Source organism: Aeromonas sp. R7-1, from assembly GCF_040908115.1.
Taxonomy (GTDB): domain Bacteria; phylum Pseudomonadota; class Gammaproteobacteria; order Enterobacterales; family Aeromonadaceae; genus Aeromonas; species Aeromonas caviae.
Window position 1 is genome coordinate 18,534 of the sequence record NZ_JBFODD010000051.1, and the last position, 26,150, is coordinate 44,683.

Consider the following 26,150-nt stretch of genomic DNA (forward strand, 5'->3'; position numbering starts at 1 on the left):
TCAAGGATGAAACGATGTTGAATAAACATGAGGGAAACCTGCTGCTGGTCAGCGCACTGGTCTGCATTCCCATGCTGCTGTTGCAGGGAGTGCTGCTCGCCCCCCCCGCCTCACCGCTCACCCTGCTGCTGGTCCTGATGACCACCCTGACGGGATTCGCCCTGCTGCTCTTTCTCACCCACAGCGTGCGCCGTGGGGAAAAGGCAAGGCAGGAGCAACGTTGGCTGCTGGCGCTGCAGCAGCGGGATCCCGCCATGCTCGACAGCGTACAGGCACAAACGGCTCTGCGCCAGCTCCTTGCGTCCTTCAATGAGGCCGAGATCGATGCCCACCGCCAGATCACCGAATTGCACAATCAGGCGACCCGGGACGAGATGACGGGCCTTGGCAACCGCCACGCCTTCCGGCGCGATCTGACCGAGCTGCTGCAACAGGAAAACACCCAGACCGCCATCCTGGTGCTCATCCGCGCCACCGAGCTCGGGACCCTCAACGCCCAGCGCGGCTTCCAGTCCGGGGATGCCTACATCCGGGACATCGCCGCCCTCATCAGCCACACCGTCAGCCGCTTCCCGGGCCACCGGGTCTATCGCATCTCGGGGGCCGATTTTGCCGTCCTGCTGCCCCCCCTGGCCCAGATCCCGCCCCATCTGCTGGGACGGGATCTGAAGCTCGCCTTCGATCGCTATCAGCACGATCACGAGCTCGAGAGTGCCGCCTACTCGGGCATGACACGCCTGAGCAGCGAGCAGAAGATAGAGGCCATTCTGGCCCGGGCGGATCTCGCGCTGGCCCGTGCCCAGACAGAGGTGGTCAATGGCTGGGCCATCCAGCAGAACGACGAGGTGGTCGAGGTGCAGGGTCAGCGTCACTGGACCCAGGTGCTGACCGATCTGCTGGAGCAGGAGAGCATCAGCTTCACCTGCCAGCCCATCCAGCCCCTGCATCGCGGCATGCTCGCCTACCACGAGATCTATCCCCGTTTCAGCAGCAGCGACGGCACCGTGCTGCCAAGCGATACCCTGCTCGCCATGGCGCAGCGGCTGGACATGGTACTGCGCCTGGCCCAGATGGTGATCCGCCACGTCATCCGCCAATACCGCGCCTTCGGGGTCCACAACAGCCGATGGGGCCTCAATCTGCCGGGCTCCCTGCTGCAAAACAGCGCCTTTCTCATCTGGCTGGATCACCAGTTGCAAAAAGACCCCGACATCGGGGCCAACCTGGTGTTCGAGCTCGACGAGGAGCACCTGGAGCGCAACCTGACCGGGTCCAGGCGGCTGTTCGAGCTGCTCAGGCGCCACGGCAGCCGCTCGGCCATCTGCAACTTCGGCAAGGGGATCGGCTCCTTCAGCCTGTTTCGCGAGCTCAAACCCGACTACATCAAGCTGGACCCCGGTCTCATCACCGAGCTGGAGCAGGATCTCACCAACCAGCAGTTCGTGCGGATGATCGTCGACGTCTCCCATCGCATGGGCTGCCTGGTGATCGCGGAAGGGGTGGAACAGATAGGCCAGAAGCAGATGCTGCAGAGCATGTATGTGGACGGCTTGCAGGGCTACCTCATCGCCCGGCCCCAGGAGCTGGGACCGGAGATCGGTCAGATGGGGATCTTCACGGAGACGGTTTCAGCTTCAACAGGGTCAGAATGATGTCGTTGAGCTGGCGATAACGCTCCAGCTCCTTCTGATCGTAACGGGTCGCCAGCATGGTCGGGTTGTGGCGATGCTTGAGGTAGCGGTTGATCTGCAGGCGGTTGAACCCGGCCACCTTGTAAATCTGGCCGAGCAGGGCATTGAGCTCGTCGTCCGCCAGCCCGGCCCGGGTCAGGTAATCGGGTTGGGACGGGCTCTCCTGGCGGGCAGTGACCTTCTCCAGCTGGCCACGCTCCTGCAAATAGGTGAGCCACTGCTCCACGTAGAGCGGCTTGCAGCCCCCCAGCAGATTGAAGTACCCCACGGCATCGCAGCGGCACCCGCTCAGCAGCACCAGGGCCAGCTCGTCGCTGTCACACTGAAAGCTCACCGGGCCGCTCTGGCTCCAGTCCAGCGCCTGCACCTGGATCCTCCCCTGCGCCCCCGCCTTCGTGGTCACGTCAAAGACAAACATGGCACCTCCCGATCGGCAAAGGGTTGATGATGACCCATCCCCGGGACGGGTGCAAAGGCAAATCGCCTTTTCATGGCCCATGGCGGCCATAAAAAAACCGGCCCCCCGAAGGGGGCCGGTTCATCACAATCCGGCAGGACGGCAGACTCAGGCGTCCAGTTCCACCAGCGCCTTGGCCAGCTCGATAGGCTCGAGCTCCTGGCCTTCCAGATCGGCGTTCCAGTTCGGGCCGACCAGCACGTCGTCCTCGTCCAGATCGTTGATCCAGATGTCCAGGAACTCTTCGAGCTCGATCACTTCCGGCTCGTAATCCGCCCACTCGTCCACGCAGTGCAGGCGGGCATCCCCTTCGGCGGACCAGAGCGGCATCACGTCCGCATCTTCGAACTCGGCGGAGCGGCACACCACCCAGTCTTCACCGTAGCGCAGACCCCACACCTGACCCGACTCGCGGACTTCTTCGATGAACAGCTGGAAATTGGCGTCAAGATTGTCAGTTAGTTTGCTCATGGGGTCTCTCTCTTGCAAAGCAATGGCAGGCTGTCGGCCAGGGCTGGCCGAGAATGGGGCAGATGGTGTCCCAAAAGCCCCCCAGACTCAAGCCTTATCCCGAAAAAGCGGGGATAAAGGCCGTCAGATGCGATATTTCGCCACCAGGGCCCCCAGCTCGTCGCAGGCCAGCGCCAGTTGCCCGGATGCCTGCTCGGTCAGCCGGTTCTGGGCCAGGGCATCCGCCGCCAGCTGGGTGATGGCCACCAGCCGCTGGTTGATCTCCTCCGCCGCCCGGCTCTGCTCCGCCGCCGCCGTGGCAATCTGCCCATTCATGGCAGTAATGGTGTGGACGGATCCATCGATGGCATTGATGGCGACATCCGCATCGCCGGCCCTGTCCGCCGTCGCGCGAGAGAGCTGCTGCAACTGGCTGATGCCGCTGACCACCTTGCCGGCCCCCTCCTGCAGCCGCTGGATCATCTGCCGGATCTCGTCGGTGGAGCTGTGGGTGCGGGTCGCCAGGGTACGCACCTCGTCGGCGACCACCGCAAAGCCGCGCCCCTGCTCCCCGGCCCTTGCCGCTTCAATGGCGGCGTTGAGGGCCAGCAGGTTGGTCTGCTCCGCCACCCCGCGAATGACGTCGAGCACGGAGCCAATCTGCTGAGTCTCCTGCTCGAGGCGGCTCACCGCCTGTACCGTCTCCACCATCTCGTCCGCCAACTGGCTGATGGACTCCCGGGTCTGGACCACCACCTCGCGGCCATGCTGGGCCAGATTGAGGGCCGAATCCGCCGCGTCGGCGGCCTGGGCCGCGTGCTGGCCCACTTCACGGCTGCTCACCGTCATCTGCTCCATGGCGCTGGCCACCCGCAGGGTATCCTGCTCCTGGCCGGTGACGATGGCGCCGGTACGCTCCACCACCTCGGCCAGCTGGTGGGCATGCACCCGGTTCTGATCCGCTATCTGCTGGCTGCGGGCCACCAGCTGCGCCATCTGGCTGGCGAAGAGGTTGAAGTTGATGCTGAGCTGGCTCAGCTCGTCACGCCCCGACTCCGGCAGACGTACCCGCAGATCCCCCTCCCCCCTGGCGATGTTGCCAAGGGCCGAGACCGAGCGGGAGAGGGGCACGACGATGCTGCGCACAATGAGGCCGACCACGACAAACAGCAGGAGGGCCAGCACCAGCCCGATCCCCAGCAGGGTGTGCAGCACCTCCCGGTACTGGGCCTCGACGTCGTCCACATAGACGCCGGTGCCGATGATCCAGTCCCAGGGGGCGAAGCGCTTGATGTAGGAGATCTTGCGTACCGGTTCGTCCACCCCCGGCTTGGGCCAGTAGTAGGCCACCTCCCCCGCGCCCTGGGCCCGGGCCAGATCGGCGAAGGCGACGAACAGCCTGAGCCCCTGCTTGTCCTCCACCCCGGAGAGATCCTTGCCGTCCAGCTCGGGTTTCATGGGGTGCATCACCATGGTGGGGTGGCTGTCGTTGATCCAGAAGTAGTCATCGTTGCCGTAACGCAACCCCTTGATCAGCGCCAGCGCCTCGGCCTTGGCGCTCGCCTCGTCCAGCTCCCCCTTGCGCACCCTGGCTTCCAGCCCCGCCACCAGGCTGTAGGCGGTCTCCACCTGAGCCTGAGTCTGGCGGCTCTTCTCCCCCATCAACCCCTGCTGATAGATCTGCAGGCAGAAGAACAGCAGCAGTCCCAGCAGCGCCAGCACCATCAGGGTCACCAGCGACAGACGCCGACCGATACTCCATTGTCTCAACATACCCTCGCCCCGCAGCAGCTACATATCCTTAACACAAGGTATGCCGCCGCGACGCGGGCTGTCCACGATGTCAGCAAAAGCGATGCCAAAAACATGATCCAGCCCCAAAAACAAGAAAGGGTGCCCAGTGGCACCCTTTCTCGTGGTCGACAGGAAGAGGTATCACCGCTCCCAGTACACCTCTTCCAGGCTGTCTTCCTTCTCCGGCAACCCGCGGGAGAGGCGCGGGCTGCTCTGGGCCAGCACCTCGTAGCTCACCCGGTTGGCGTACTTGCACACCTGGGCCAGAGAGGAGTAGGTCAGGAATTCCGAGAGATGCTTGGCGGAGTTCGGCACGTTCATGCGGTGGTAGGCGTTCGCCACCATGTCGTGCAGCACGGCGGACAGCGCCCCGTCCCCTGCCCCGTTGGTGTTCTTGATCTTCTCCGGGCCGCCCATGTAGGGGGAGATGTGGGAGTAGATACGCGCAGGCTTGCGGCACTTGTCCCGGGCCATGGGGCGGCTGAACTCGTACATGTTGAATTCGGGGATGACGCCGGGCAGCAGGGTGTGGGTGGTCTCGCGCTTGTAGTCCTCGTCGGTGTAGCTCGCCATGTAGAGGCCGATGGGGCCGGCGGTGCAGAGCACCATGTCCGCCCAGTCCAGCGCCTTGTCGGCCGCGCCGAGGGGATCCTTTATCCCGGTCAGGGCCTCCGCCTCGTCCTCGTTCATGGCGAGCACGGTCACGTTCTCGCTGATGAAATCGCGCCACCACTGGGGATTCTCGGCGATGACGAAGCGGGTGCCCAGGGTCAGCACCACGGGCACCCCGGCCTCGCGGGCATAGCGCACCGCGGCCATGGCGGCCTCCTTCATGGGCGTGCCGTCGGCGCCGCGCACCAGGTAAGCGGTGATCACCAGGGCCGAGGCCTCCTTGATGATGGTCTCGGGGATGTGGTCCACATCCAGGTGATCCATCTTGCCGGCGTTGATGCCAAAGCTGCGCTCTCCCCCTTCGGTGATGAAGGTGAAGCAGCGTCCGACCGGGCCGTCCACCGGCTGCAGGTAGTCGAGGTTGACCCGGGAGGAGGTGTTGCACAGATAGCGGTAGGCATAGCTGCCGATGCGGATGTCCTGGCTCATGACGCCAAGCAGGATGGAGTGGGAGTCCGCCAGCACGGAGTAGTTGTGCATGGTGTTGCCGATGGTGCCACCGGCAAATTCGCTCACCACCATGTTGTTGGCCTTGAGCTCGTCGTAGACCAGCTCCGCCACCTCGTCGGAGATGAGCATGGAGTGGCCCTTGCTCAGGCCGTACCGGTTCAGGAAGTCTTCGTCCACATGGGCTTCGATATCCACCAGAGTCTGATCGATGCCCACTACATAGGCCTTGCCCAGTTCGGTGAGCTGGGAGTTCTGCGGGATCAGGGGATCACGTCTGTCGACCGGGAAGTAGTGTTTGGACTTGCGCTGACCGGGAAATTTCATGGCAATCTTCTGTGCTCTGGGGAAAAGAGGGGCGGGATTTTAACACAATCCACCACGCCGAAAAGTCGCACGATTGAATTTTGAGGTCAGTATAGACAAGGGTTTGCGAGGAAAACGTTTGACTTATCTGCCACAAAAAACCACCCCGTGGCGGGGTGGTGTTGCGGGATGACATTCAGCTTGCCGAGAGCCCCTGCACCAGGGCCAGCACCGAGAACATTCCCAGCGACAGCCAGAAGAAGAGGGTGCCGAAGAGGCGCGGCATGTTGGGAGCCCTGGGGATCTGGATGCCGATGGCATGCAGGATGCGACCCACCAGCAGCAGCACACCGCCCAGGTGCAGCCAGAGCGACCCGACCCCCGCCAGTTCGCACAGGGCCATCAGCAGCAGAGTGAGGGGCACGTACTCGGCAAAGTTGCCGTGGGCGCGGATCGCGGCCAGCATCTCGGGGGCTTCCCCCTCCCCTATCATCACCCTGAACTGGGCGCGGCGCTTGACCACCCAGAAGGAGAGCAGCAGGAACAAGAGCCCGAGCAGGCCGGCGTAAATCAGCGTGATATGCATCATCAGGACACTCCTTTATCGTTGAATCCGAACGTCCGCCACGTCGAGCGCCGGATGAGAACGGCCATCATGCCAGCTCGCGACAGATGAGGGAAACCATCATGCGGATATGGGCCTGATCGCTGTTGAGGGCCGGGATGTATTCAAACTGCTCGCCACCGGCGGCCATGAAGATTTCCCGGTTCTGCACCTGGATCTCTTCCAGGGTCTCGAGGCAATCCGCCGAGAAGGCCGGGCAGATCACATCGAGCCGCTTGACGCCGCGAGAGGGCAAGTCGCCCACGGTCAGGTCCGTGTAGGGCTTGAGCCACTCCTCCTTGCCAAAGCGGGACTGGAAGCTCGCGGTCCACTGCTCCGGGGCCAGCCCCAGCGCCTCCGCCAGCAGGGCGGCGGTGCGCCTGCATTGATGACCATAAGGATCCCCTTCCCGCTCGTAGCGCTCGGGAATGCCGTGGAAGGACATCAGCAGATGCTCCCCCTGGCCGTGCTGCTCCCAGTGGCGACGCACGCTCATGGCCAGCGCCTGGATGTACTCCGGGTGGGCATGGTAATCGCGGATGAGCCGCACCACCGGCAGATTGCGCTCGGTTTTCATCGCCCTGGCCCAGGCGTCGAACACCGAGGCAGTGGTACTGACCGAATACTGGGGATAGAGCGGCAGCAGGATCACCCGGTTGACCCCCTGGGCCTTGAGGGCCTGCCAGCCATCGGCCAGCGACGGGGCGCCATAAGTCATGGCGAGCGCCACCGGCACCTCGACCCCTTCCCGCTTGAGCTCATGCTCCAGGGCCGCGCGCTGCTGCTGGCTGATGACCATCAGGGGGGAGCCCTGCTCGGTCCACACCTGCTGATAGAGCTTGGCCACCTTGGGGGAGCGGGTCGGCAGGATGATGAAGTGAAGCAAGGGGCACCAGAGGTAGCGCGGCAGGTCGACGACCCGCTGATCGTGCAGAAACTGGCTGAGAAACGCCTTGACCGCCGCCGTGGTCGGCGCGGCCGGGGTACCCAGATTGACCAGCAAGATCCCGGTTTTCGTGGTCACGTTAGCATCCTGTCGTTCTGTGTCGTGGGAATGGAATGCAAGAAAGGGCCCGGTATGGACCCTTTTCTCACTCTCGTCGCCAGCCGGCGAACGGCTGCGTCCTGCCGGCCCTGAATGGCTTAACCGAGAATGGCGGCCAGTTGCTGGCTGACCAGATCCACCGGCTGGGTGCCGTCGATCTTGACGTAACGGGTGTTGCCCGCTTCCGCTTCCTTGCCGTAGAAACCGATGAGCGGCGCGGTCTGCTGATGGTAGACATCCAGACGCTTGCGCACTGTGGTCTCTTCGTCGTCGGCACGGATCACCAGATCCTCGCCGGTCACGTCATCCTTGCCTTCCACTTTCGGCGGGTTGAACACCACGTGGTAGGTACGGCCGGAGCCGGAGTGCACGCGGCGGCCGCTCATGCGCTTGACGATCTCTTCGTCCGGCACGTCGAACTCCAGCACGAAGTCCACGGTCACACCGGCATCCTTCATGGCTTGCGCCTGGGGAATGGTGCGGGGGAAGCCGTCCAGCAGGAAGCCGTTGGCGCAATCCGGTTGCGCGATGCGTTCTTTGACCAGGCCGATGATGATGTCGTCGGAGACGAGCTGACCTGCGTCCATCACGGCTTTGGCCTTGAGGCCCAGCTCGGTACCCGCCTTGATCGCCGCACGCAGCATGTCGCCGGTGGAGATCTGCGGAATACCGTGTTTTTCCATGATGAACTGAGCCTGGGTACCCTTGCCGGCGCCCGGAGCTCCCAACAGAACAATGCGCATACACGCTCCTAGTTGATTGGTTATTCAATTCTTGAGAAGGCAAAAAACTACACGTTTTCGCCCGTATTAACAAGCTCGCCCCGTGTGAGTGGCCAGATTATCACCACACTCCCGCCCCGTCTCTGCGACCAAAGACGCAGACGACGACCACGAAAAATGATTGAAAATGCAGCAGCGCACCAGAGGGGAACGGCCAAAAAAAAGCCCACTGTCATGCAGTGGGCCAATCATAATCACATCACGCCTGGAGTAGCAGACGGTTGATACGGGAGACGAAGCTCGCCGGATCATTGAGGCCGCCCTGCTCCGCCAGCTGGGCCTGCTCGTGCAGGAGGGAGACCCACTCGCCAAACAGGCTCTCATCCTCGATGGTGCCGAGCTTCTTCACCAGGGCATGGTCGGGGTTGAGCTCCAGGATGTACTTCTGCTCCGGCACCGGCTGACCGGCGGCGCGCATCAGCTTGATCATCTGGGTGCTCATGCCGTGGGCGTCGGTGACGATGCAGGACGGCGAGTCGGTCAGACGGTGGGTGACGCGCACCTCTTTCACCGCCTCCCCGAGGCTCTTCTTGACCCGCTCAACCAGACCGGCGTTGGCTTTTTCAGCCTCTTCCTGCGCCTGCTTGGAGGCGTCGTCTTCCAGATCCCCGAGATCCAGTTCGCCACGGGTGACGGAGACCAGCTGCTTGCCGTCGAACTCGGTCAGGTGGCTCATCAGCCACTCGTCCACCCGCTCCCACATCAGCAGCACTTCGACGCCCTTCTTGCGGAAGATCTCGAGGTGCGGGCTGTTCTTGGCAGCGGCATAAGAGTCGGCGGTGATGTAGTAAATCTTCTGCTGACCTTCCTTCATGCGGCCAACGTAATCCTCGAGCGAGACGGTCTGGGCTTCGCCCTCACCGGCGGTGCTGGCAAAGCGCAAGAGCTTCGCGATCTCTTCCCGGTTGGCGTAATCCTCGGCCGGGCCCTCTTTGAGCACATTGCCGAACTCGCTCCAGAACTTGGCGTACTTCTCGCCATCCTCTTTCGCCAGCTTGTTGAGCATGGTGAGCACGCGCTTGGAGCAGGCCTTGCGCAGGGAGGCGGTCACCTTGTTGTCCTGCAGGATTTCACGGCTGACGTTGAGCGGCAGATCGTTGGAGTCCAGCACCCCTTTCACGAAGCGCAGGTAGGTCGGCATGAACTGCTCGGCGTCGTCCATGATGAAGACGCGCTGCACATAGAGTTTCAGGCCGTGCTTCTGTTCGCGGTTGTAGAGATCGAACGGCGCGCGGGCCGGGATGTAGAGCAGGCTGGTGTACTCCTGGGCCCCTTCCACCCGGTTGTGACCCCACAGGAGCGGATCTTCGAAGTCGTGGGCGACGTGCTTGTAGAACTCCTGGTACTCCTCGTCCTTGATGTCCTTCGGGTTGCGGGTCCAGAGCGCGGTGGCGCGGTTGACCTGCTCCCACTCCCCCGGGGTGCCGACGATGGTTTCACCGTCTTCTTCCCGATCCGGAGTGCCCTCCTTGAACATCTCCACCGGCACGCTGATGTGGTCGGAATATTTGCTGACCACGGAGCGCAGGCGCCAGTCGTCCAGGAACTCCTCTTCATCGCTGCGCAGGTGCAGGATGACGTCGGTGCCGCGACCGGCTTTGGTCACGTCAGCCACGGTGAAGGAGCCTTCCCCTTGTGATTCCCACTGCACGCCCTGCTCCGGCGCGGTGCCGGCGGCGCGGGAGACCACGGTCACCTTGTCGGCCACGATGAAGGCGGAGTAGAAGCCCACCCCGAACTGGCCGATCAGCTGGGAATCCTTGCCCTGGTCACCGGAGAGGTGCTTGAAGAACTCGGCGGTGCCGGACTTGGCGATGGTGCCCAGGTGCTCGATCACCTGGTCACGGGTCATGCCGATGCCGTTGTCCGAAATGGTCAGGGTCTTGTTCTCTTTGTCCACCACCAGGCGCACGCGCAACTGGCCGTCGTTTTCGAACAAAGAGGCATCGGAAAGCGCCTTGAAGCGCAGCTTGTCCGCCGCATCGGAGGCGTTGGAAATCAGCTCGCGCAGGAATACTTCTTTGTTGGAGTAGAGGCTGTGAGCCATCAGGCTCAGCAGTTGTTTGACTTCAGTCTGAAAGCCGTGGGTTTCGGCGTGAACACTTTGGGTCATCGACCAGTCCTCAAAACGTCGGGTTGAACAGATTCCCAAGCTAGATGGGGTTGGCCTTTCAAATATCAAGGGGCTTGCGTGCAAACTTGAGAGCAAATTTGCACACCGGCCCCTCGCTTGGCCCACACAGGCAACCCCCTCCCGGCCTCCCCCTTCACAAGGGGGAGGTGCACCGTCGTCCCCTGTCTGGCTAGGAGGGTCAGATTGGGATCGAGCGTGGAGCCAATAGCGGGGTCAGCCTTGCTCTCCCCTGCCAAGGGGAAGCATGAGGTGGGATCCGTTGCCCCCTCCTCTGCCAAAGGGGGCATGGGGCGGGCTCCGTTGCTTTCTTCCCTGCCAAAGGGAGGAGTGGGGCAAGATCCATTGCTCTCTCCCCTATCAAGTGGAAGGCCGGGGTGGGGTTCGTTGCTTTCTCCCCTGCCAAGGGGAGGGCCGGGGTGGGGTCCGTTGCTTTCTCCCCTGCCAAGGGGAGGGCCGGGGTGGGGTCCGTGGCCTCTTCAGCTCAGGCGCTGGCGCCCCATCAGGGAGTGGGAGAGCGTGGTGCCATCCACCAGCTCCAGCTCCCCGCCCACCGGCACGCCATGGGCGATGCGGCTCACCTCCACCCCGGCGGTGCGGGCCATGTCGGCGATGTACCAGGCGGTGGCATCCCCCTCTATGGTGGGGTTGGTGGCGAGGATCAGCTCCTTGATCTGCTCCTCTTGCAGGCGGCGCTCCAGGATATCGAGCCCCAGCTCCTCGGGGCCGATGCCGTCAAGGGGCGACAGGTGGCCCATCAGCACGAAGTAGCGGCCGGAGAACTGGCCGGTCTGCTCGATGGCGGCCACGTCCGCGGGACTCTCCACCACGCAGAGCAAGCCGTTCTCCTCTCGCTTGGGATTGGCGCAAATATCGCAGCGATCGTTCTCGGTAAAGGTGCGGCAGTGGCTGCAATGACCTATTTCGGTGAGCGCCCGGTTGAGCAGGGAGGCCAGACGCAGACCGCCGCTGCGCTCGCGCTCCAGCAGGGTGAACGCCATGCGCTGGGCCGATTTCGGGCCCACGCCCGGCAAGACCTGCAGCGCCTTCATCATCTCATCGAGCAGGGGACTGAATTTCATGGGGATATCCTTTGATGCCGCGCCGAAGGAGTGATTCGGCCCGCTTGCCTGAAGCGGTACCGACTCCTCCATCCGAACCTATCTTGTTGGCGCAGGACTATACCCGAGCCGGCCCCGGGCGCCAATGGCCGGATCCCCGTCGGGCGGAGCAGGGCAGCCTTGCACTCAGGGCTGACTCAGGTTCGCAAGTGACCCGTCGCAGCCACCAACAAGTACGGCACCCGATGCAGAAATCGGGATCCGCAGCCTAACGCCGTTATTAGGGAGAGAGCCTAGAGGGTTCTATATCACCGGCCGGTCACAACTATTGACGCGACAAGGTGATGAATTCGACACCCGGATGACAGTCCCTGCCCCATCGTGCGGCAGACCACTCGACGACATGCCTACGACCCATTGATGAAATGGCGGCAACAGGGCGCAAGACAGCGCCAACAGGCCCTGGAGAAAGTAGATCGGCGGCAAAAACGTTTGGTTTTTCTATTTAAAATGTGTAAGTCGTAAAGAAAAACAGAACAAAAAAGCCCCCCTGTTGACTCATTTGTTGAGCAAGGTCCGGTTTCCAACACCTCCCGCTACTGTTTTTTAATCGACGAGATAGCATGTCCCAGATGGCAACCAACTCTGCAACGAACATTTCCTCGCACGAATCTCTTAGCAGGGCGTTTTTTACATCGGAGTAAACATGGGATTTTATATAAGGAAGAGCATTGCTGTTGGCCCTTTTCGTTTCAATCTATCAAAATCTGGGCTAGGTGTTTCTGCTGGTATTAAAGGCCTAAGAATTGGAACAGGCCCAAGGGGAAACTATGTCAGAATTGGTACGAAAAATATTTACTACCGTTCAACTATTGCTAGTTCTCCATCTGAAAGCTCTTTGATTCAAGATATAAACCAGCACGTTACAAGTGATCCCCATCATTACACTCATGAACCGCTAAAGGAAATTGATTCCGCACATGTCACACAGATCGTTGATTCATCTTCATCAGAGTTACTCAACGAACTAAATGATAAACGAAAGAAATATAGGATGTGGCCAATCGTTTTTATTACGTCCTTAGGGCTTACATATTTATTGAATAATATGGAGCTACCAAGATGGGTTGTGCTTTCCACATTAGTATTGGGTTTGTTTTTCACTTGGGTATCTCATACACGAGATATGCTGGCTAAGACAACTGTGTTGTTCTATGACTTTGAACCAGAAATGGAGACTACATATAATAAACTGTTCCAAGCAGCTGAACGCTTGGAGAAATGTAGAAAAGCTTGGCACATATCGGCCTCTGGTAAGGTCCTTGATAAAAAATACCATGCGGGTGCCAGTAATCTAGTAGACCGCAAAACAACAACAATTCAGATCTCTGAGCCTCCATATTTACAAACGAATGTAAAAACTGTCGCACTTGCCGTTGGTCGTCAGACTTTGCATTTCTTCCCTGACCGAGTTCTGGTTTACGATGCTGCAGGAGTCGGAGCAGTAAGTTATCAAGCACTCCTTGTGACGGTACGTGATAGGCGGTTTATTGAAGATGAAACCGTTCCAAGCGATGCATTGATTGTTGATAAGACGTGGAAGTATGTAAATAAATCTGGTGGGCCTGACCGCAGATTCAAAAACAATCACGAGCTACCAATCTGTTTATATCAAGAAATGACGTTTACCAGTTCTACAGGGCTTAATGAATTAGTCCAATTATCTAAACGTGGCCCTGCTGAGGACTTTAAAAATGCTCTTTCTGCTCTAGCAACCAGCCTGCCAAAGGAAACATAAGAATATTAATTTGTGAGATTCATTGGTCATAGAACATCGTATTTATTTTTTCGATTAGTGCCGTAGGGTGCAATAAGCGCAGCGCATTGCACCTCTTGCATTTTTTAATTAGTGGTGCATTTCACTTCGTTCATTGCCCCCTACATTCCCACCCTCTATTTATGCCCTCACTTTATAGTGGCTGTCTTTACTGCGGTCACTTCTCTTCCCGACCATTCTCCATCCAGCCGATGAAATAAAGACTCCATTGCCACCCAAGCCTTCCCTCCCTGCCGCTCCTGCCGATAATTTATTGGTCAACATTTTATCGCCCGTTTTTCAACCCGCTTGTTGGAAAAGACTGGCTAAAAATGACTGCTTAGCAAAAACAAACACTTGCCCGCTGCACGGGGGCCTATTTCAATCAAGGAGTAATTAATAACCTCGTTCAACAGTCTTTTTTGATTATTTATACCTGAGCATACTCCCACAGACTCTGTGTCATCATAAGCTGAATCGCAGATAAACAGACTGTGTCCATGATGAGCCTCCTATTTATATCCAGCTAACCCCCGCTCCCATCGCAATCCTGAAGATCCTCCCGAACGACTATCCGTGAACTCCCGGTAGTGCGGGGCCCCTGTGTTGGCAGCCATGCCACCGGCAATCTGACAAGATAATTTCATGAACTGTACTAACAAACCCGCCCTGTCCGGCGTCATGCTGGCGGCGATTGGCGTGGTCTATGGCGATATCGGCACCAGCCCGCTCTATACCCTGCGCGAGTGCCTCTCCGGCCAGTTCGGTTTCGGGGTGGAGCCCGCCTCCATCCTGGGCTTTCTTTCGCTTATCTTCTGGCTGCTGATCCTGGTGGTCTCGGTCAAGTACCTCTCCTTCGTGATGCGGGCGGACAACGCGGGCGAAGGGGGCATACTCACCCTGATGTCGCTCGCGACCCGCAACACCCCGGAAAAATGGACGCCGGTGCTGATCATCCTGGGGCTCGTCGGCGGCAGCTTCTTCTATGGCGAGGTGGTGATCACCCCGGCCATGTCGGTGATGTCGGCCATCGAGGGCCTGAAGATAGTGGCGCCTTCCCTGGACGCCTACATAGTGCCGCTCTCGGTGCTGGTGCTGACCCTGCTGTTTGCCATCCAGAAGCACGGCACCGCCGCCGTGGGCAAGCTGTTTGCCCCCATCATGCTGATCTGGTTCCTGACCCTGGCGGTGCTTGGCCTGAATAGCATCCTCCAGCACCCCGAGGTGCTGGGGGCGCTCAACCCTGTCTGGGCGCTGCGCTTCTTCATGACCTATCAAAGCGCCTCCTTCTTTGCCCTGGGCGCCGTGGTGCTGGCCATCACAGGGGTGGAGGCGCTCTATGCAGACATGGGCCATTTTGGCAAGAGCCCCATTCGCCGCGCCTGGTTCATGGTGGTGCTGCCGTCCCTGGTGCTCAACTACTTCGGTCAGGGGGCCCTGCTGCTCGGCACTCCCGAGGCCATCGCCAACCCCTTCTTCCTGCTCGCGCCCAAGTGGGCGTTGCTACCGCTCTTGCTGCTCGCGACGCTCGCCACCGTCATCGCCTCCCAGGCGGTCATCTCCGGGGTCTTCTCCCTCACCCGGCAGGCGGTGCGGCTCGGCTATCTCTCCCCCATCCGCATCGTCCACACCTCGGAGCAGGAGTCCGGCCAGATCTATATTCCGGTCATCAACTGGCTGCTCTATCTCTCTGTGGTGATCGTCATCATGAGCTTCGAGCACTCCAGCAACCTGGCGGCGGCCTATGGCATTGCCGTGACCGGCACCATGGTGCTCACCTCCATCCTCTCCTGCTCGGTGGCCCGCCACAGCTGGCACTGGCGCAAGCCGCTGGTGGCCACCCTCTTCGCCCTGCTGCTCGCCATCGACGTGCCGCTGTTTGCCGCCAACCTCGCCAAGATCTTCTCCGGCGGCTGGTTGCCGCTCACCCTGGGGGCCGTCATGTTCACCCTGATGACCAGCTGGAAGAGCGAGCGCTTCCAGCTTATTCGCCGCCTGAACGAGCACGGCAACTCGCTGGAGCCCATGATAGCGTCGCTCGAAAAATCCCCGCCGACCCGGGTGGCGGGCACCGCCGTCTATCTGTCGCGGGTGGTCAACGTCATTCCCCATGCGCTCTTGCACAACCTCAAGCACAACAAGGTGCTGCACGAGCGCGTCATCCTGCTCACCCTGAAGGTGGAGGATGTGCCCTATGTCCACAACGTGCGCCGGGTCTGCATCGAGCAGCTCTCCCCCACCTTCTGGCGGGTGGTGGCGAGTTACGGTTGGCGCGAGACCCCGAACGTGGAGGAGATCTTCCACCGCTGCAACGCCGAGGGGCTGAGCTGCCGTATGATGGAGACCTCCTTCTTCATGGCCCACGAGTCCCTCATCATGAAGGAGCGCCCCTGGTACCTCTATCTGCGGGGCAAGCTCTTCATGCTGCTGCAGCGCAACGCCCTGCGGGCGCCGGATCAGTTCGAGATCCCGCCCAACCGGGTGATCGAGCTGGGATCCCAGGTTGATATCTGATGGCGGGCGCCGGGCCCAAGGTCATGGCACGCAAGAGGGAGGCAACCGCCTCCCTCTTTCATTGCTGAGCGCCTCTCTCTTCCGCCCGGGATCTCGAGCCGCCGGGGGACGTGGCGCCCCTCACAGGATCGCAAAGAAGCGCCGCATCTGGCACTCAAACAGGGGCGAGATCAAGGTATTGGGGGCCAGGGCCCCGGTAAACTTGGCCCCCGTGACAGGGCGAGGGCCTCTTCTGCCTGTCAAGGCTACGCCCCTTCTATCGCGACGCAGCCCGTTGCCCCCCGTTCGTTGCACCCGATGGCCCATGCCGTGGCGGCAGGCCAGCAGATGGGAGTTCGATATCGCATGACATCCCTCAGGATGATCGCCGGATGGCCGCCCCTGTCGGCCCTCCCCAGCCTCCCTGTCATGAGGGAGGGTTCCCTGCCCCCCGGTTATCAGGGAGGGGCGCTGGCCCCTCTTTGGATGGCGCCATGACCACGTCGACACGCCTTCGACTGCGCCGGGAATTTCATATCGACGGCATAGTTCAGGGGGTCGGTTTTCGCCCCTTCGTCTATGGGCTGGCGCTGCGCCACGGCCTTGCCGGCTATGTATTGAACGACGCGAGCGGCGTCACCATCGGCGCCGAAGGCTCCGCCGAGCAGCTCGCCGCCTTTGCCCTCGAACTGCGGGAACTGGCGCCGCCCCTTAGCCGCATCGATCATTTCAGCGAGCGGGAACTGCCCCGAGATCAGGATCCCGACTTCGATGGCCAATTTCATGGCCAGTTTCGAATTAAAGCCAGCCAGCAGCAGAGCTCTGCCACAGTCGCCATCTCGCCGGATCAGGGGATGTGCGAGGCGTGCGCCAACGATGTGGCCAACCCTGCGGATCGCCACCATCGCTACCCCTTTACCAACTGCACCCACTGCGGCCCGCGCTACACAATCATCCGCCGCCTCCCCTACGACAGACCCCACACCGCCATGGCCGACTTTGCCATGTGCCCGCGCTGCGCGGCTGCCTATGAAAACCCGCTGGACAGACGCTACCACGCCCAGCCGGTGAGCTGCCCCGAGTGCGGGCCGCATCTGACCTGGCGCAGCGGCCGCGGCGAGGCGCTGGCCGAGTGCGAGGGTGCCCTGCAAGCAGCTGCCAGCGCCCTGCAAGCGGGGGCGCTGATTGCGGTCAAGGGGATGGGGGGGTATCACCTGATATGTGATGCCCGCAATGAACAGAGTGTGGCCAGATTACGAACACTCAAGCGGCGCGCACGCAAGCCGCTGGCGGTGATGATGGGCTCCCTTGCCGAGGCCAAACTGCATGTCACCGGCTGCGGGGCAGAGTGGACGCTGCTCGCCTCTCAGGCCAGACCCATCACCTTGCTGCGCAAACGAGATGCAGGTAGTCAGCCGCCCGGCACAGTCCCGCTGGCCGAGGGGATCGCCCCCGGCATCCCCTACCTTGGCGTCATGCTCCCCTATACCCCGCTCCATCAGCTGCTGCTGGATGCCTGCGCCATGCCGCTGGTGGCCACCAGCGCCAATGGTCGCGGCAGCCCGATCCTTATCGAGTGCGAGACGGTGGTCAGGGAACTCGGGGGCGAGATTGACGGCATCCTGGATCACAACCGCCCCATACTGCACCCGTGCGACGACAGTCTGGTGCAGTGGGCCGGTGGGCGACGCCAGACTTTGCGGCTAGCCCGGGGCTATGCCCCCTGCACTCCCAGCCTGCAACAGGCGGTCAAGGTGCCGCTGCTGGCGGTCGGAGCCCAGCAGAAGAACCAGCTGGCGCTCGCCTTCGGCCGCCAGCGCATCTACAGCCCCTATATCGGCGATCTGCACAGTTTGCCGATGCAGGAGCACTTCGAGCAGACCCTGACGACCTTTCGCGATCTCTACGATCTCAAACCCGAACTGCTGGTCTCGGATCGCCACCCGGGCTATCTCAGCCATCAGTGGGCCAAAAACTATTGCCGCCATCAGGGTGCCACCCACCTCGAGGTGCAGCACCATCACGCCCACCTGCTGGCAGTGATGGCCGAGCACAACATCACAGGCCCGGTGCTGGGTGTTGCCTTCGATGGCACCGGCCTTGGCGATGACGGCACCCTCTGGGGCGGCGAGCTGCTGATCGCAGACGTTCAGGGATTTGAGCGGGTTGCCCACCTCAAACCCTTCAAGCTCATCGGCGGCGAAGCGGCCATCCGCGAGCCGGTGCGCCAACTGCTGGGGCTGCTGTTTGAATCGCATAGCCCTGAGGAGATCAGTGCCCTCGATATTCCGGCGATCAGGCAACTGCCCGCTGAGCGGATCCGCAACCTGCACCAGCTCTGGCAGCTGGGTCGCAACGCCCCTTACACCAGCTCCATCGGTCGGCTGTTCGATGCGGTGGCGGCGCTCTTGGGAGTGATCGACACCCCCGATTACGAGGGCGAAACGGGGCTATTGCTGGAGGCAGCCGCCTTACAATTGGCCCCCGATGAATTGCCCTTCCCCCTCGCCTTTGATCTCAGCCAATCAACAGAGGGACCACTGCAGATCCAGTGGGCAGAGCTCATCAATACCCTTGTCAGCGAGCGGCGCAAAGGCACCTCCACCGCCAGCCTGGCCGCCGGTTTTATCCGCGCCATCAGCAAGCTGGTGGTTGCCCTGGCCGCGCGCTTCCCCGGCTATCCGGTGGCGCTCGGGGGCGGCGTGTTTCAAAACCGGGTGCTGATGGACCAGCTGGTGCCCGCTCTCGAAGCCGCCGGCCGGCAGGTACTCACCTCTGAAACCCTGCCGCTCAATGACGGTGGCATCGCCGCCGGTCAGCTCTGGTTTGCCATCCACCATCTTGCCACGCATCAGCCTGTCACCACCGGTTGTGCCACCTTGTCGGAGTCCTGAAATCCATGTGTCTATCCATCCCCTCTCAGGTGGTGCAGCTGCACCCCGAAGATAACTGCGTCACCGTCGACACCCTGGGGGTGCAGCGGCGCGTCAGCTGCATGCTGCTCGAGGAGCCCCTCCAGGTGGGCGACTATGTGCTGCTCCATATCGGCTTTGTGATGAGCAAGATTGACGAAGAGGAGGCGCAGGCCAGCCTCGAGAGCTTCCGCCAGATGGTGGCCCTGATGCCCAAACAGGATATCTTGCCATGCTGACCTTGAATGACCTGTTCCAGGGCTTTCGCCAGCCCGAAGTGATCCGCGCCCTCGCCGCCCAAATTACAGAACTGGCCAAATTACTCCCCGAACCGCTGCGGGTGATGGAGGTGTGTGGCGGCCATACCCACACCATCATGAAATACGGCCTGCACCAGCTGCTGCCGGCCAGCATCGAGTTTGTCCACGGCCCCGGCTGCCCGGTCTGCATCATGCCCAAAGAGCGCATCGATCAGGCCATCGAGCTGGCGAGCCAGCCCAGCGTCATTCTGGTCACCCTGGGGGACATGATCCGGGTGCCGGGATCCAAGGACACGCTGGCCCAGCAACGGGCCAAGGGGAGCGATATCCGCCCAGTCTATGACCCCCTCGATGCCCTGCGTATCGCCAAAGAGAATCCGGAGAAAACCGTGGTCTTCTTCGCCATCGGTTTTGAAACCTCTACCCCAATGACTGCCGCGCTTTTAGCTGCCGCTGAAGATCAAGGGATCGATAACCTGCTGTTTCATATCAACCATGTGCTGGTGCCCCCCGCCATTCACGCTGTGATGGCCGACGGAGTGGCCAAGGTGAACGCCTTTATCGGCCCCTCCCACGTCAGCGTCATCACAGGCGCCGATATCTACCTGCCTATCGTCGATCGCTATCAGGTGCCGGTGGTGGTGAGTGGTTTCGAGCCGGTGGATGTGATGGAGGCGCTCTTGATGATGGTGCGCCAGAAGGTGGAGGGTCGTTACGCGCTGGAGGTGCAATACAGCCGCGCCGTTACCGCCAGTGGCAATAAAGCCGCCCAGCGGCTGGTCGAGCGCTTTTTCGAGACCCGCGAGCACTTTCGCTGGCGAGGTCTGGGGGATATCAACGCCTCCGCCCTGCGCCTGCGCGATACCTTTGCCAAACGCGATGCGGAGCGCCACTTTCAACTCAATCAGACTCCCATCGATGACCACAAGGCGTGCCAGTGCGCCGATATCCTGCGCGGGCTGGCCAAACCGAACCAGTGCAACGTCTTTGGCCGGGGCTGCACCCCGACCCAACCCATGGGCAGCTGCATGGTCAGCTCCGAAGGGGCCTGCAATGCCTACTACCGATATATGGGGATCCAATGAGAGAAATTCAGTTAAGCCACGGCGGTCGGGTGATGAGGAGAGATGAACCAGCCTGTTTCTGCAATCTTGTGGAGAACCAGACCCAATGAGAGAAATTCAGTTAAGCCACGGCGGCGGCGGTGTAGAAATGAACCAGCTGATAAGCCACCTCTTCTTTCGCCACTTTGGCAACGAGATCCTGCTGCGCGGTGAAGATGCCGCCCTGTTGCCGGTGAGCGGCCCCGTTGCCTTCACCACCGACAGCTTCACCGTCTCGCCGCTCTTCTTCGAGGGGGGGGATATCGGCAAGCTGGCCATCGCCGGTACGGTCAACGATCTCGCCATGATGGGGGCCAAACCCGAGTATCTGAGCGCCAGCTTTATCATCGAGGAGGGCTTCCCCTACGCCGATCTCGCCCGCATCGTCGAGTCGATGGCGGCTGAACTTGCCAACAGCGGTGCCCGCATCGTCTGCGGCGACACCAAGGTGGTGCCCAAGGGGGCGGCCGACAAGATCTTTATCAACACCAGCGGGGTCGGTACCTTCCCGTTGCCGGAGCAGAGCCGGGGCATCTCGGTGCGGAGCCTCAAGGCCGGTGACGCCATTCTGGTGTCGCGGGATATCGGCAGCCACGGTGCCTGCATCCTGATGGCCCGCGACGCCCTACAGCTGGGATCCGATCTCAAGAGCGACTGCACCACCCTCTGGCCGCTGGTAGAAGCGCTGCTAAAAGCGGGGATTACCCCTCACGCCCTGCGCGATGCCACTCGCGGTGGCCTTGCCGCCGTGCTCAACGAGTGGAGCTGCGCCTCCCAGGTGGCCATCGAACTGGAGGAGTCCGCCATTCCGGTGTGCGATCCGGTGCGGGGCCTGTGCGAACTCTACGGTTTCGAGCCCCATGATCTCGCCAACGAGGGAACCATGGTGCTTGCCCTGCCTACCGAACAGGCGCAGGACGCGCTGGGCATCTTGCGGCAATTCAACCCCGCGGCAAGCCAGATCGGCGTTGTGCGGGCGAGCGATCGCCACAAGGTGATCCTGAGCAACCCCTGGGGCAGCCGCCGTTATCTGGAGCTGCCGCAAGGGGAGCTGCTGCCGCGGATCTGTTGAGCAGCCATGCCGTTCCGTCATTTACAGGGAGGAGTCACTGCTCCTCCCCATATCGGTTAAGGAGCCACCATGCACGAAATGTCTCTGGCCATGGCCGCCATCGATCTGGCGGCCGAGCAGGCCACCCAGCGGGGCTTTAACAAGGTGACCGCCCTCTGGCTCGAGGTCGGCAGCTTCTCCTGCGTTGACCCGGACACCATTGCCTTCTGTTTCGAGGCGGCCGCCAAGGGCACCGCCGTCGAAGGGGCCCAGCTGCACTTTCAGCACCAGGCGGCAGAAGCCTGGTGTTACGACTGCAACCAGACGGTCACCCTCACCGAACGCGGGCAGGCCTGCCCCGAGTGTGGCGGATACAAATTACGAGTCGCGCAAGGTGATAGCCTGCGCATCACCGACATCGAGGTAAGTTGATATGTGTAGCGTATGCGGATGCGGCCAGGCGCGGATCGCCGGCCATGAGCACGATCATGAGCATCATCACGAACATGAACATCACCATGAACATGGTCATGAGCACGACCATCATCATGCTCATGACGCCCATCACCATCATGACCACGAGCAGAGCGCACCGCGCACCCTGATCATTCACCACCACTACCACCATCAGGGGGATGTCCATCACCACTACCACGGGGTGCGGGCTCCCATAAGTCATGAGGGACATGATCACCCCCACGACCATCATCATGAACATGCCCACTCTCATGACCACGGCCATTCCCACGCGCATCCCCATGATCACAGCCATGACCATGACCATGACCATGACCATGACCATGACCGCCAGCAGGGTGATCTGCACTACGGCAAAGGGGAAGCGGGATTGTCGGTCCCGGGCATGGGACAGCGCCAGCTGATCGCCATCGAGATGGATGTGCTGGCCAAGAACAACGCGCTGGCGGCCCACAACCGCGAGCACTTCACAACCGCCGACCAGCTGGTGCTCAATCTGGTATCGAGCCCGGGTTCAGGCAAGACCACCCTGCTGTGTGAAACCCTGCGCCAGCTGGCCGACAAGCGCCCCTGCGCGGTGATCGAAGGGGATCAGCAGACAAGCAGAGATGCGGATCGCATTCGTGCCACCGGTGTCCCTGCCGTGCAGATCAACACCGGCAAGGGCTGCCATCTGGACGCCAAAATGGTTCACGACGCCTGCCACCAGCTGCCCGCCAATCAAGGGGGCATCCTCTTTATCGAGAACGTGGGCAATCTGGTCTGCCCCGCCAGCTTCGATCTCGGCGAGAAGTACAAGGTAGCGATCCTCTCCGTCACCGAGGGGGAAGAGAAGCCGCTGAAATACCCGGACATGTTTGCCGCCGCCCAGCTAATGGTGATCAACAAGATCGATCTGCTGCCCTACGTCAGCTTTGACGTGGCCCGCTGCATCGAGAACGCCAAACGGGTCAACCCCTATATCCAGGTGATCCAGGTCAGCGCCACCACGGGAGAAGGGATGGATGCCTGGCTTAACTGGCTAGCCAGTGCCTGAACCAGAACCGGTTAAATGCCGTTACCAGTGGCGGATAACAAGAGAGGGAGGCTGATGCCTCCCTCTCTTTTATCTGCGCGCTTTGCCAACGATTCTCTCTGTACAGAATGGCCAGCGTTTCATACTCGCGCCCCCTCACCCTGGCCCTCTCCCCAGGGAGAGGGAATCGGTTTGTTGATGCCGCGGCTATACGACGCCCTCAAACCCCTCAGGGGGCTTCGAGCATAACAACCAGCCATATTTTCAAACCCCAAGGTTCTCCAAACCCTAAACCCCGAGCCTGGCGAAATGGCACCTTCTGCTCCCTTTTCCCCTTGCGGGAGAAGGGCTGGGGATGAGGGGGAACTAACCTTCAAGCAGCGCTTTCGGTCAGCTCTCCAGATTCGGGCTGCATCTCACCAAAGCGCAGCACCCGATGGCAGATCTGGCGCAATAATGCCTGCTGGTGACTGAAGATGACCATGCCAAGCCCGCGCTGCTCGCACTCCATCATCAACTCCCGCCAGAGCTGGCGCTGAATTTGCGGGTCCAGCTGGGCGGTCACCTCATCGGCAATCAGCAGTCGGGTGCGTGGATCGAGGGCGCGCAGCAGCGCGATACGGGCCAGCTCGCCGCCGGAGAGTTGACCGGGCTTGCGACTGAGCCACGCAGGCTTGACCATAAAGCGGGCCAGCATGGCGTCATCGGGGCGCCATACATCCCAGAGCGCCTGCCCGATGGTGCGATAGGGATTAAAGGTGAGTTCCGGGTGCTGAGGCACCAGCTGGATGGGGTGATAACCTTTTACCTGCTCAGGCACCGGCTGCCCATCCAGCAGGATCTGCCCGCCGGCCCCAACCGGTTGCCAACCGGCCAATACCCGCCCCAGGGTGGTCTTGCCATAACCGCTCGGGGCGGAGATGCCGAGCCGTTCGCCCGCTTTCACCGTCAGCGACAATCCCTGCCAGAGGGGACGTTCCCCCTGGGCGATGGTGAGATTTCGTACTTCAAACATCAGGAAACCTCCGGCACAGAGAAGAGCGCGTTGAATTCCGGCAGTGCCTGCCAGTGGGCGCGGAGCATCTCGCTCCCCTGCCCCTGGCGCAGATGGTGGCTGCTCAGGGTATCGCTCACCTGCCCCTGATGCAGCGCCACAATGCGATCGGCAAAGCGGGCCGCCAGCGCCAGATCGTGGGTCACCCAGAGGATACCGCTGCCCTGATTGGCCAATTCACGCAACTGGCCGAGCAGCAGGCAGGCCAGCCCCTCGTCAAGCCAAGCGGTGATCTCGTCTGCCAGAATGTAGCGAGCACCGCCAAGGGCCGCGGTGCAGGCCAGAATGCGCTTGGCCATGCCGCCGGAGAGCTGGCGCGGGAATCTGTCCAAGGTGGTCGCGGGCAACTGGTAGCGCAGCAGCTGCTCACCGAGCCGCTCGCGAGAACCGCTCTGACCGCAGAGGCGTGCCGCACGGCCCAGCTGGCGCTCCACCGTCAGCAACGGATTGAGGGCGCTCACCCCCTGCGGCACATAGCAGAGGGTGTGACCGCGCAGACGGGCCCTACTGGCATCGCACAGAGGAGTACCATCAAGAGAGATGACGCCGCGCATGCGCAGATTGTCCGGCAGCAATGTCAGGGCGCTTTGCAACAGCAGGCTCTTGCCCTCGCCGCTCCCCCCCACCAGCGCCACTATCTCCCCTGGCGCCAGTTGCAGGCTGATACTGGTCAGCAAAGGCTGCCAGCTGCGCCGCCCCAGCCAGGAGTAGTGGGCCGCCTCTATAGTCACCTGATCAAAACTCAGCATGGTTCACTCCTGTGCCACAACAGCTGTTGCAACGCGCGGGTAGCCTGATCAAAGAGCAACACCAACAGCAGCAACATCAGCCCCGGGAAGAGGGCCAGCCACCAACCGCCACCGGCCAGATAACGCAGGGCATCGGCCAGCAGCAGGCCAAGGGAGGCCTCGTGGGCCGCCAGACCAAAGCCGAGAAAGCTCAAGGCCGCGCTGTGCAGCACCGCATGGGGAAACATCAACAAGGTGCCGATAAACCACTGGGGCAACAGCCCCGGCAGCAGGTGGATGCGCCAGCGACGCAGCGCCCCCATCCCCTGACAGCGGGCCAGCACCACATAGTCACTGCAGGCGATCCGCCGCGCCTCGGCGCAGAGAATGAGCGCCAGCTTGGGCCAGTGGGTGAGCGCCACCGCCAGGATCACCCCGCGCATGCCGCCCCCCACGGTAAAACAGATCAGGATCAGCAGCAGCATATGGGGCAGCGCCAGCATGGCGTCGCTCACCATTCGCACCGCCGCATCACATCTGGGATGTATGAGCGATACGCTTGCCGCCACCATGGCCAGCAGGCCACTGCAGAGAGCCGTGCCTAGCCCAAGTTCCAGACTGGTGAGGGTGCCCTGAAAGGCCCGCAACCAGAGATCCCGCCCCATCTGATCGGTGCCGAACCAGTGAGCCAGCGAGGGGGGCTGCTGGCGCGCCAGCAGATCCATCGGCACATCCTGATGAGAGAGGCTCCAGCCGTAGCTGGCCAGCAGCAGCAGGCAGATCAGCGCAAAGCCAAGACGCAGCAAGGAGGGGAGCGGATTAAACAGCATGCTCGCCCTCCCAGCCCCGATTGATGCGGGCCAGCAGCACCCGCGCCACCGTGTTGCCCAAAAAGACCAGCAGGGTGCAGAAGAGCACGATTCCCATCAGCAGGGGGATATCGCCCCGCAGCCCCGCATCCACGGTGGCCTGACCGAGCCCCGGGTAGGAGAAGACCTTCTCGGCCAAGAGCGACCCGCCAATCAGCTCGCCAAGGGAGGCAAACTGCAGGCAGATGGCCGGGGTCAGGGCGTGGCGCAGCACGTGAAAACGCAGCATGGGCCAGCCGCCATCCCCCTGAGCGCGGGCGTAGCGAATAAAGTCGCTCTCCAGCACCTCGGCCACCCGCGCCCGAGTATGCAGGGCAATGTTGCCCACCCCGAGCAGCGATAGGGTCGTCACCGGCAGCAACAGATGGCGCAATCGCATCAACCAGTCCGCTTCATCGGCAGAGAGCCCCGGCGTCCAGGCGCAGCAGACCGGCAGCAAGGGCCAGTGCACCGCAAACAGGGCGAGCAGCAAGAGGCCCACCCAGAAGGTGGGCAAGGAGGCGAGCAGGTAGGCAAAGCGGCAAATCAGGCGATCGGGCCAGCGGTTGAGATAGCGACCGGCGCAGAGGCCCAGCAAAATCCCGAAACAGCCGGAGAGCAGCCAGGCCCCCGCCAGCAGCAGGAAGGAGGCAGCAAAGCGTTGGCCAATCACCTCGCTCACCGGCGCGTTGTAGAGCATGGAGTAACCGAGATCTCCTTGCAGCACCTGGCTGAACCAGTGCCAGTAACGCAGCCAGAGCGGCTGATCCAGCCCCCAGCGGGCGGCGATGCGGGCGTACTGCTCGGGCGGCACATGGAGCAGATCGTTGCCGATATAGGCCTTGATGGGATCGATGGGGGAGTAGCTCAGCAGCACAAAGGTGGCAACAGAGACCAGACAGAGCAGCCCTGCCAGACGCAGCAGGGCTTTCAGAGTGGCAGTCATCATGGTG

The 26,150-nt window shown here is 61.6% G+C and carries 23 protein-coding genes; 9 read left to right on the top strand and 14 right to left on the bottom strand.

The features are described from left to right. Nucleotides 1-14: 14 nt before the first annotated feature. Nucleotides 15-1,652, top strand: a complete 1,638-nt coding sequence (locus AB5Y51_RS14560) for an EAL domain-containing protein (RefSeq protein ID WP_368178643.1) — start codon at nt 15-17, stop codon at nt 1,650-1,652. On the opposite strand, the gene AB5Y51_RS14565 is transcribed toward AB5Y51_RS14560, so the two are convergent. The 9 genes from AB5Y51_RS14565 to recR all read right to left on the bottom strand — a co-directional run bounded on the left by AB5Y51_RS14565 (nt 1,615) and on the right by recR (nt 11,461). Then, nucleotides 1,615-2,109: a hypothetical protein gene (locus tag AB5Y51_RS14565; RefSeq protein ID WP_010674428.1), complete on the bottom strand. Its 495-nt coding sequence runs from the start codon at nt 2,107-2,109 to the stop codon at nt 1,615-1,617. The genes AB5Y51_RS14560 and AB5Y51_RS14565 overlap by 38 nt on opposite strands. Before the next feature lie 147 nt (nt 2,110-2,256). Continuing rightward, the gene (locus tag AB5Y51_RS14570) at nt 2,257-2,619 is read right to left on the bottom strand and encodes a DUF2750 domain-containing protein (RefSeq protein ID WP_010674427.1); all 363 of its coding nucleotides are present in this window, start codon (nt 2,617-2,619) and stop codon (nt 2,257-2,259) included. Nucleotides 2,620-2,742: 123 nt separating this feature from the next. Then, nucleotides 2,743-4,371 (bottom strand): methyl-accepting chemotaxis protein, encoded by a 1,629-nt coding sequence (locus AB5Y51_RS14575; RefSeq protein WP_368178644.1) that lies wholly within the window; start codon nt 4,369-4,371, stop codon nt 2,743-2,745. Nucleotides 4,372-4,533: 162 nt separating this feature from the next. Then, a complete protein-coding gene (locus tag AB5Y51_RS14580; RefSeq protein WP_322146851.1) occupies nt 4,534-5,838 on the bottom strand; it encodes an inosine/guanosine kinase in 1,305 nt (434 codons plus the stop codon). Nucleotides 5,839-6,013: 175 nt separating this feature from the next. Continuing rightward, nucleotides 6,014-6,406 carry an MAPEG family protein gene (locus tag AB5Y51_RS14585; RefSeq protein ID WP_042017277.1) on the bottom strand — a complete coding sequence of 131 codons (393 nt, stop codon included), beginning with the start codon at nt 6,404-6,406 and terminating at the stop codon, nt 6,014-6,016. A gap of 64 nt (nt 6,407-6,470) precedes the next feature. Continuing rightward, complete coding sequence (hemH, locus tag AB5Y51_RS14590) at nt 6,471-7,445, bottom strand: ferrochelatase (RefSeq protein WP_042882436.1); 975 nt, start codon at nt 7,443-7,445, stop codon at nt 6,471-6,473. Between the two features lie 119 nt (nt 7,446-7,564). Next, on the bottom strand, nt 7,565-8,209 hold the full coding sequence (gene adk, locus AB5Y51_RS14595; RefSeq protein ID WP_010674422.1) for an adenylate kinase: 645 nt from the start codon (nt 8,207-8,209) through the stop codon (nt 7,565-7,567). 238 nt (nt 8,210-8,447) lie between these two features. After that, the gene (gene htpG, locus AB5Y51_RS14600; protein WP_039038912.1) at nt 8,448-10,361 is read right to left on the bottom strand and encodes a molecular chaperone HtpG; all 1,914 of its coding nucleotides are present in this window, start codon (nt 10,359-10,361) and stop codon (nt 8,448-8,450) included. A 497-nt stretch (nt 10,362-10,858) separates the two neighbouring features. Further along, a complete protein-coding gene (gene recR, locus AB5Y51_RS14605) occupies nt 10,859-11,461 on the bottom strand; it encodes a recombination mediator RecR (protein WP_103259974.1) in 603 nt (200 codons plus the stop codon). A gap of 685 nt (nt 11,462-12,146) precedes the next feature. Here recR and AB5Y51_RS14610 point away from each other — a divergent pair. The 7 genes from AB5Y51_RS14610 (at nt 12,147) to hypA (ending at nt 21,507) form a co-directional block, all read left to right on the top strand. Beyond that, on the top strand, nt 12,147-13,238 hold the full coding sequence (locus AB5Y51_RS14610) for a DUF4236 domain-containing protein (protein ID WP_323939895.1): 1,092 nt from the start codon (nt 12,147-12,149) through the stop codon (nt 13,236-13,238). 663 nt (nt 13,239-13,901) lie between these two features. Next, nucleotides 13,902-15,770: a low affinity potassium transporter Kup gene (gene kup, locus AB5Y51_RS14615; RefSeq protein WP_368178645.1), complete on the top strand. Its 1,869-nt coding sequence runs from the start codon at nt 13,902-13,904 to the stop codon at nt 15,768-15,770. A 473-nt stretch (nt 15,771-16,243) separates the two neighbouring features. Continuing rightward, nucleotides 16,244-18,643: a carbamoyltransferase HypF gene (gene hypF / locus AB5Y51_RS14620; RefSeq protein WP_368178646.1), complete on the top strand. Its 2,400-nt coding sequence runs from the start codon at nt 16,244-16,246 to the stop codon at nt 18,641-18,643. 5 nt (nt 18,644-18,648) lie between these two features. Next, complete coding sequence (locus AB5Y51_RS14625; protein WP_040065728.1) at nt 18,649-18,900, top strand: HypC/HybG/HupF family hydrogenase formation chaperone; 252 nt, start codon at nt 18,649-18,651, stop codon at nt 18,898-18,900. Continuing rightward, nucleotides 18,894-20,006, top strand: a complete 1,113-nt coding sequence (hypD, locus tag AB5Y51_RS14630; protein ID WP_368178647.1) for a hydrogenase formation protein HypD — start codon at nt 18,894-18,896, stop codon at nt 20,004-20,006. Before AB5Y51_RS14625 ends, hypD begins: the two co-directional genes overlap by 7 nt. 85 nt (nt 20,007-20,091) lie before the next feature. Beyond that, nucleotides 20,092-21,096, top strand: a complete 1,005-nt coding sequence (hypE, locus tag AB5Y51_RS14635) for a hydrogenase expression/formation protein HypE (protein ID WP_324057015.1) — start codon at nt 20,092-20,094, stop codon at nt 21,094-21,096. Between the two features lie 69 nt (nt 21,097-21,165). Then, the gene (gene hypA / locus AB5Y51_RS14640; RefSeq protein WP_005301911.1) at nt 21,166-21,507 is read left to right on the top strand and encodes a hydrogenase maturation nickel metallochaperone HypA; all 342 of its coding nucleotides are present in this window, start codon (nt 21,166-21,168) and stop codon (nt 21,505-21,507) included. On the opposite strand, the gene AB5Y51_RS14645 is transcribed toward hypA, so the two are convergent. Continuing rightward, nucleotides 21,485-21,865, bottom strand: coding sequence for a hypothetical protein (locus tag AB5Y51_RS14645; RefSeq protein ID WP_324057014.1), 381 nt, complete (start codon nt 21,863-21,865; stop codon nt 21,485-21,487). The two genes, hypA and AB5Y51_RS14645, sit on opposite strands and share 23 nt — an antisense overlap. Here AB5Y51_RS14645 and hypB point away from each other — a divergent pair. Next, a complete protein-coding gene (hypB, locus tag AB5Y51_RS14650) occupies nt 21,746-22,588 on the top strand; it encodes a hydrogenase nickel incorporation protein HypB (protein WP_368178668.1) in 843 nt (280 codons plus the stop codon). The two genes, AB5Y51_RS14645 and hypB, sit on opposite strands and share 120 nt — an antisense overlap. A gap of 352 nt (nt 22,589-22,940) precedes the next feature. Here hypB and AB5Y51_RS14655 read toward each other — a convergent pair whose 3' ends face one another. Genes AB5Y51_RS14655 through AB5Y51_RS14670 form a run of 4 tightly spaced genes read right to left on the bottom strand, consistent with a single transcriptional unit; the run spans nt 22,941 to nt 26,146 of the window. Then, on the bottom strand, nt 22,941-23,582 hold the full coding sequence (locus AB5Y51_RS14655) for an ATP-binding cassette domain-containing protein (protein WP_368178648.1): 642 nt from the start codon (nt 23,580-23,582) through the stop codon (nt 22,941-22,943). After that, nucleotides 23,582-24,370, bottom strand: a complete 789-nt coding sequence (locus AB5Y51_RS14660; RefSeq protein WP_368178649.1) for an ATP-binding cassette domain-containing protein — start codon at nt 24,368-24,370, stop codon at nt 23,582-23,584. Before AB5Y51_RS14660 ends, AB5Y51_RS14655 begins: the two co-directional genes overlap by 1 nt. After that, a complete protein-coding gene (locus AB5Y51_RS14665; protein ID WP_368178650.1) occupies nt 24,364-25,179 on the bottom strand; it encodes an ABC transporter permease in 816 nt (271 codons plus the stop codon). Before AB5Y51_RS14665 ends, AB5Y51_RS14660 begins: the two co-directional genes overlap by 7 nt. Then, a complete protein-coding gene (locus tag AB5Y51_RS14670; RefSeq protein WP_368178651.1) occupies nt 25,169-26,146 on the bottom strand; it encodes an ABC transporter permease in 978 nt (325 codons plus the stop codon). Before AB5Y51_RS14670 ends, AB5Y51_RS14665 begins: the two co-directional genes overlap by 11 nt. Nucleotides 26,147-26,150: the final 4 nt, after the last annotated feature.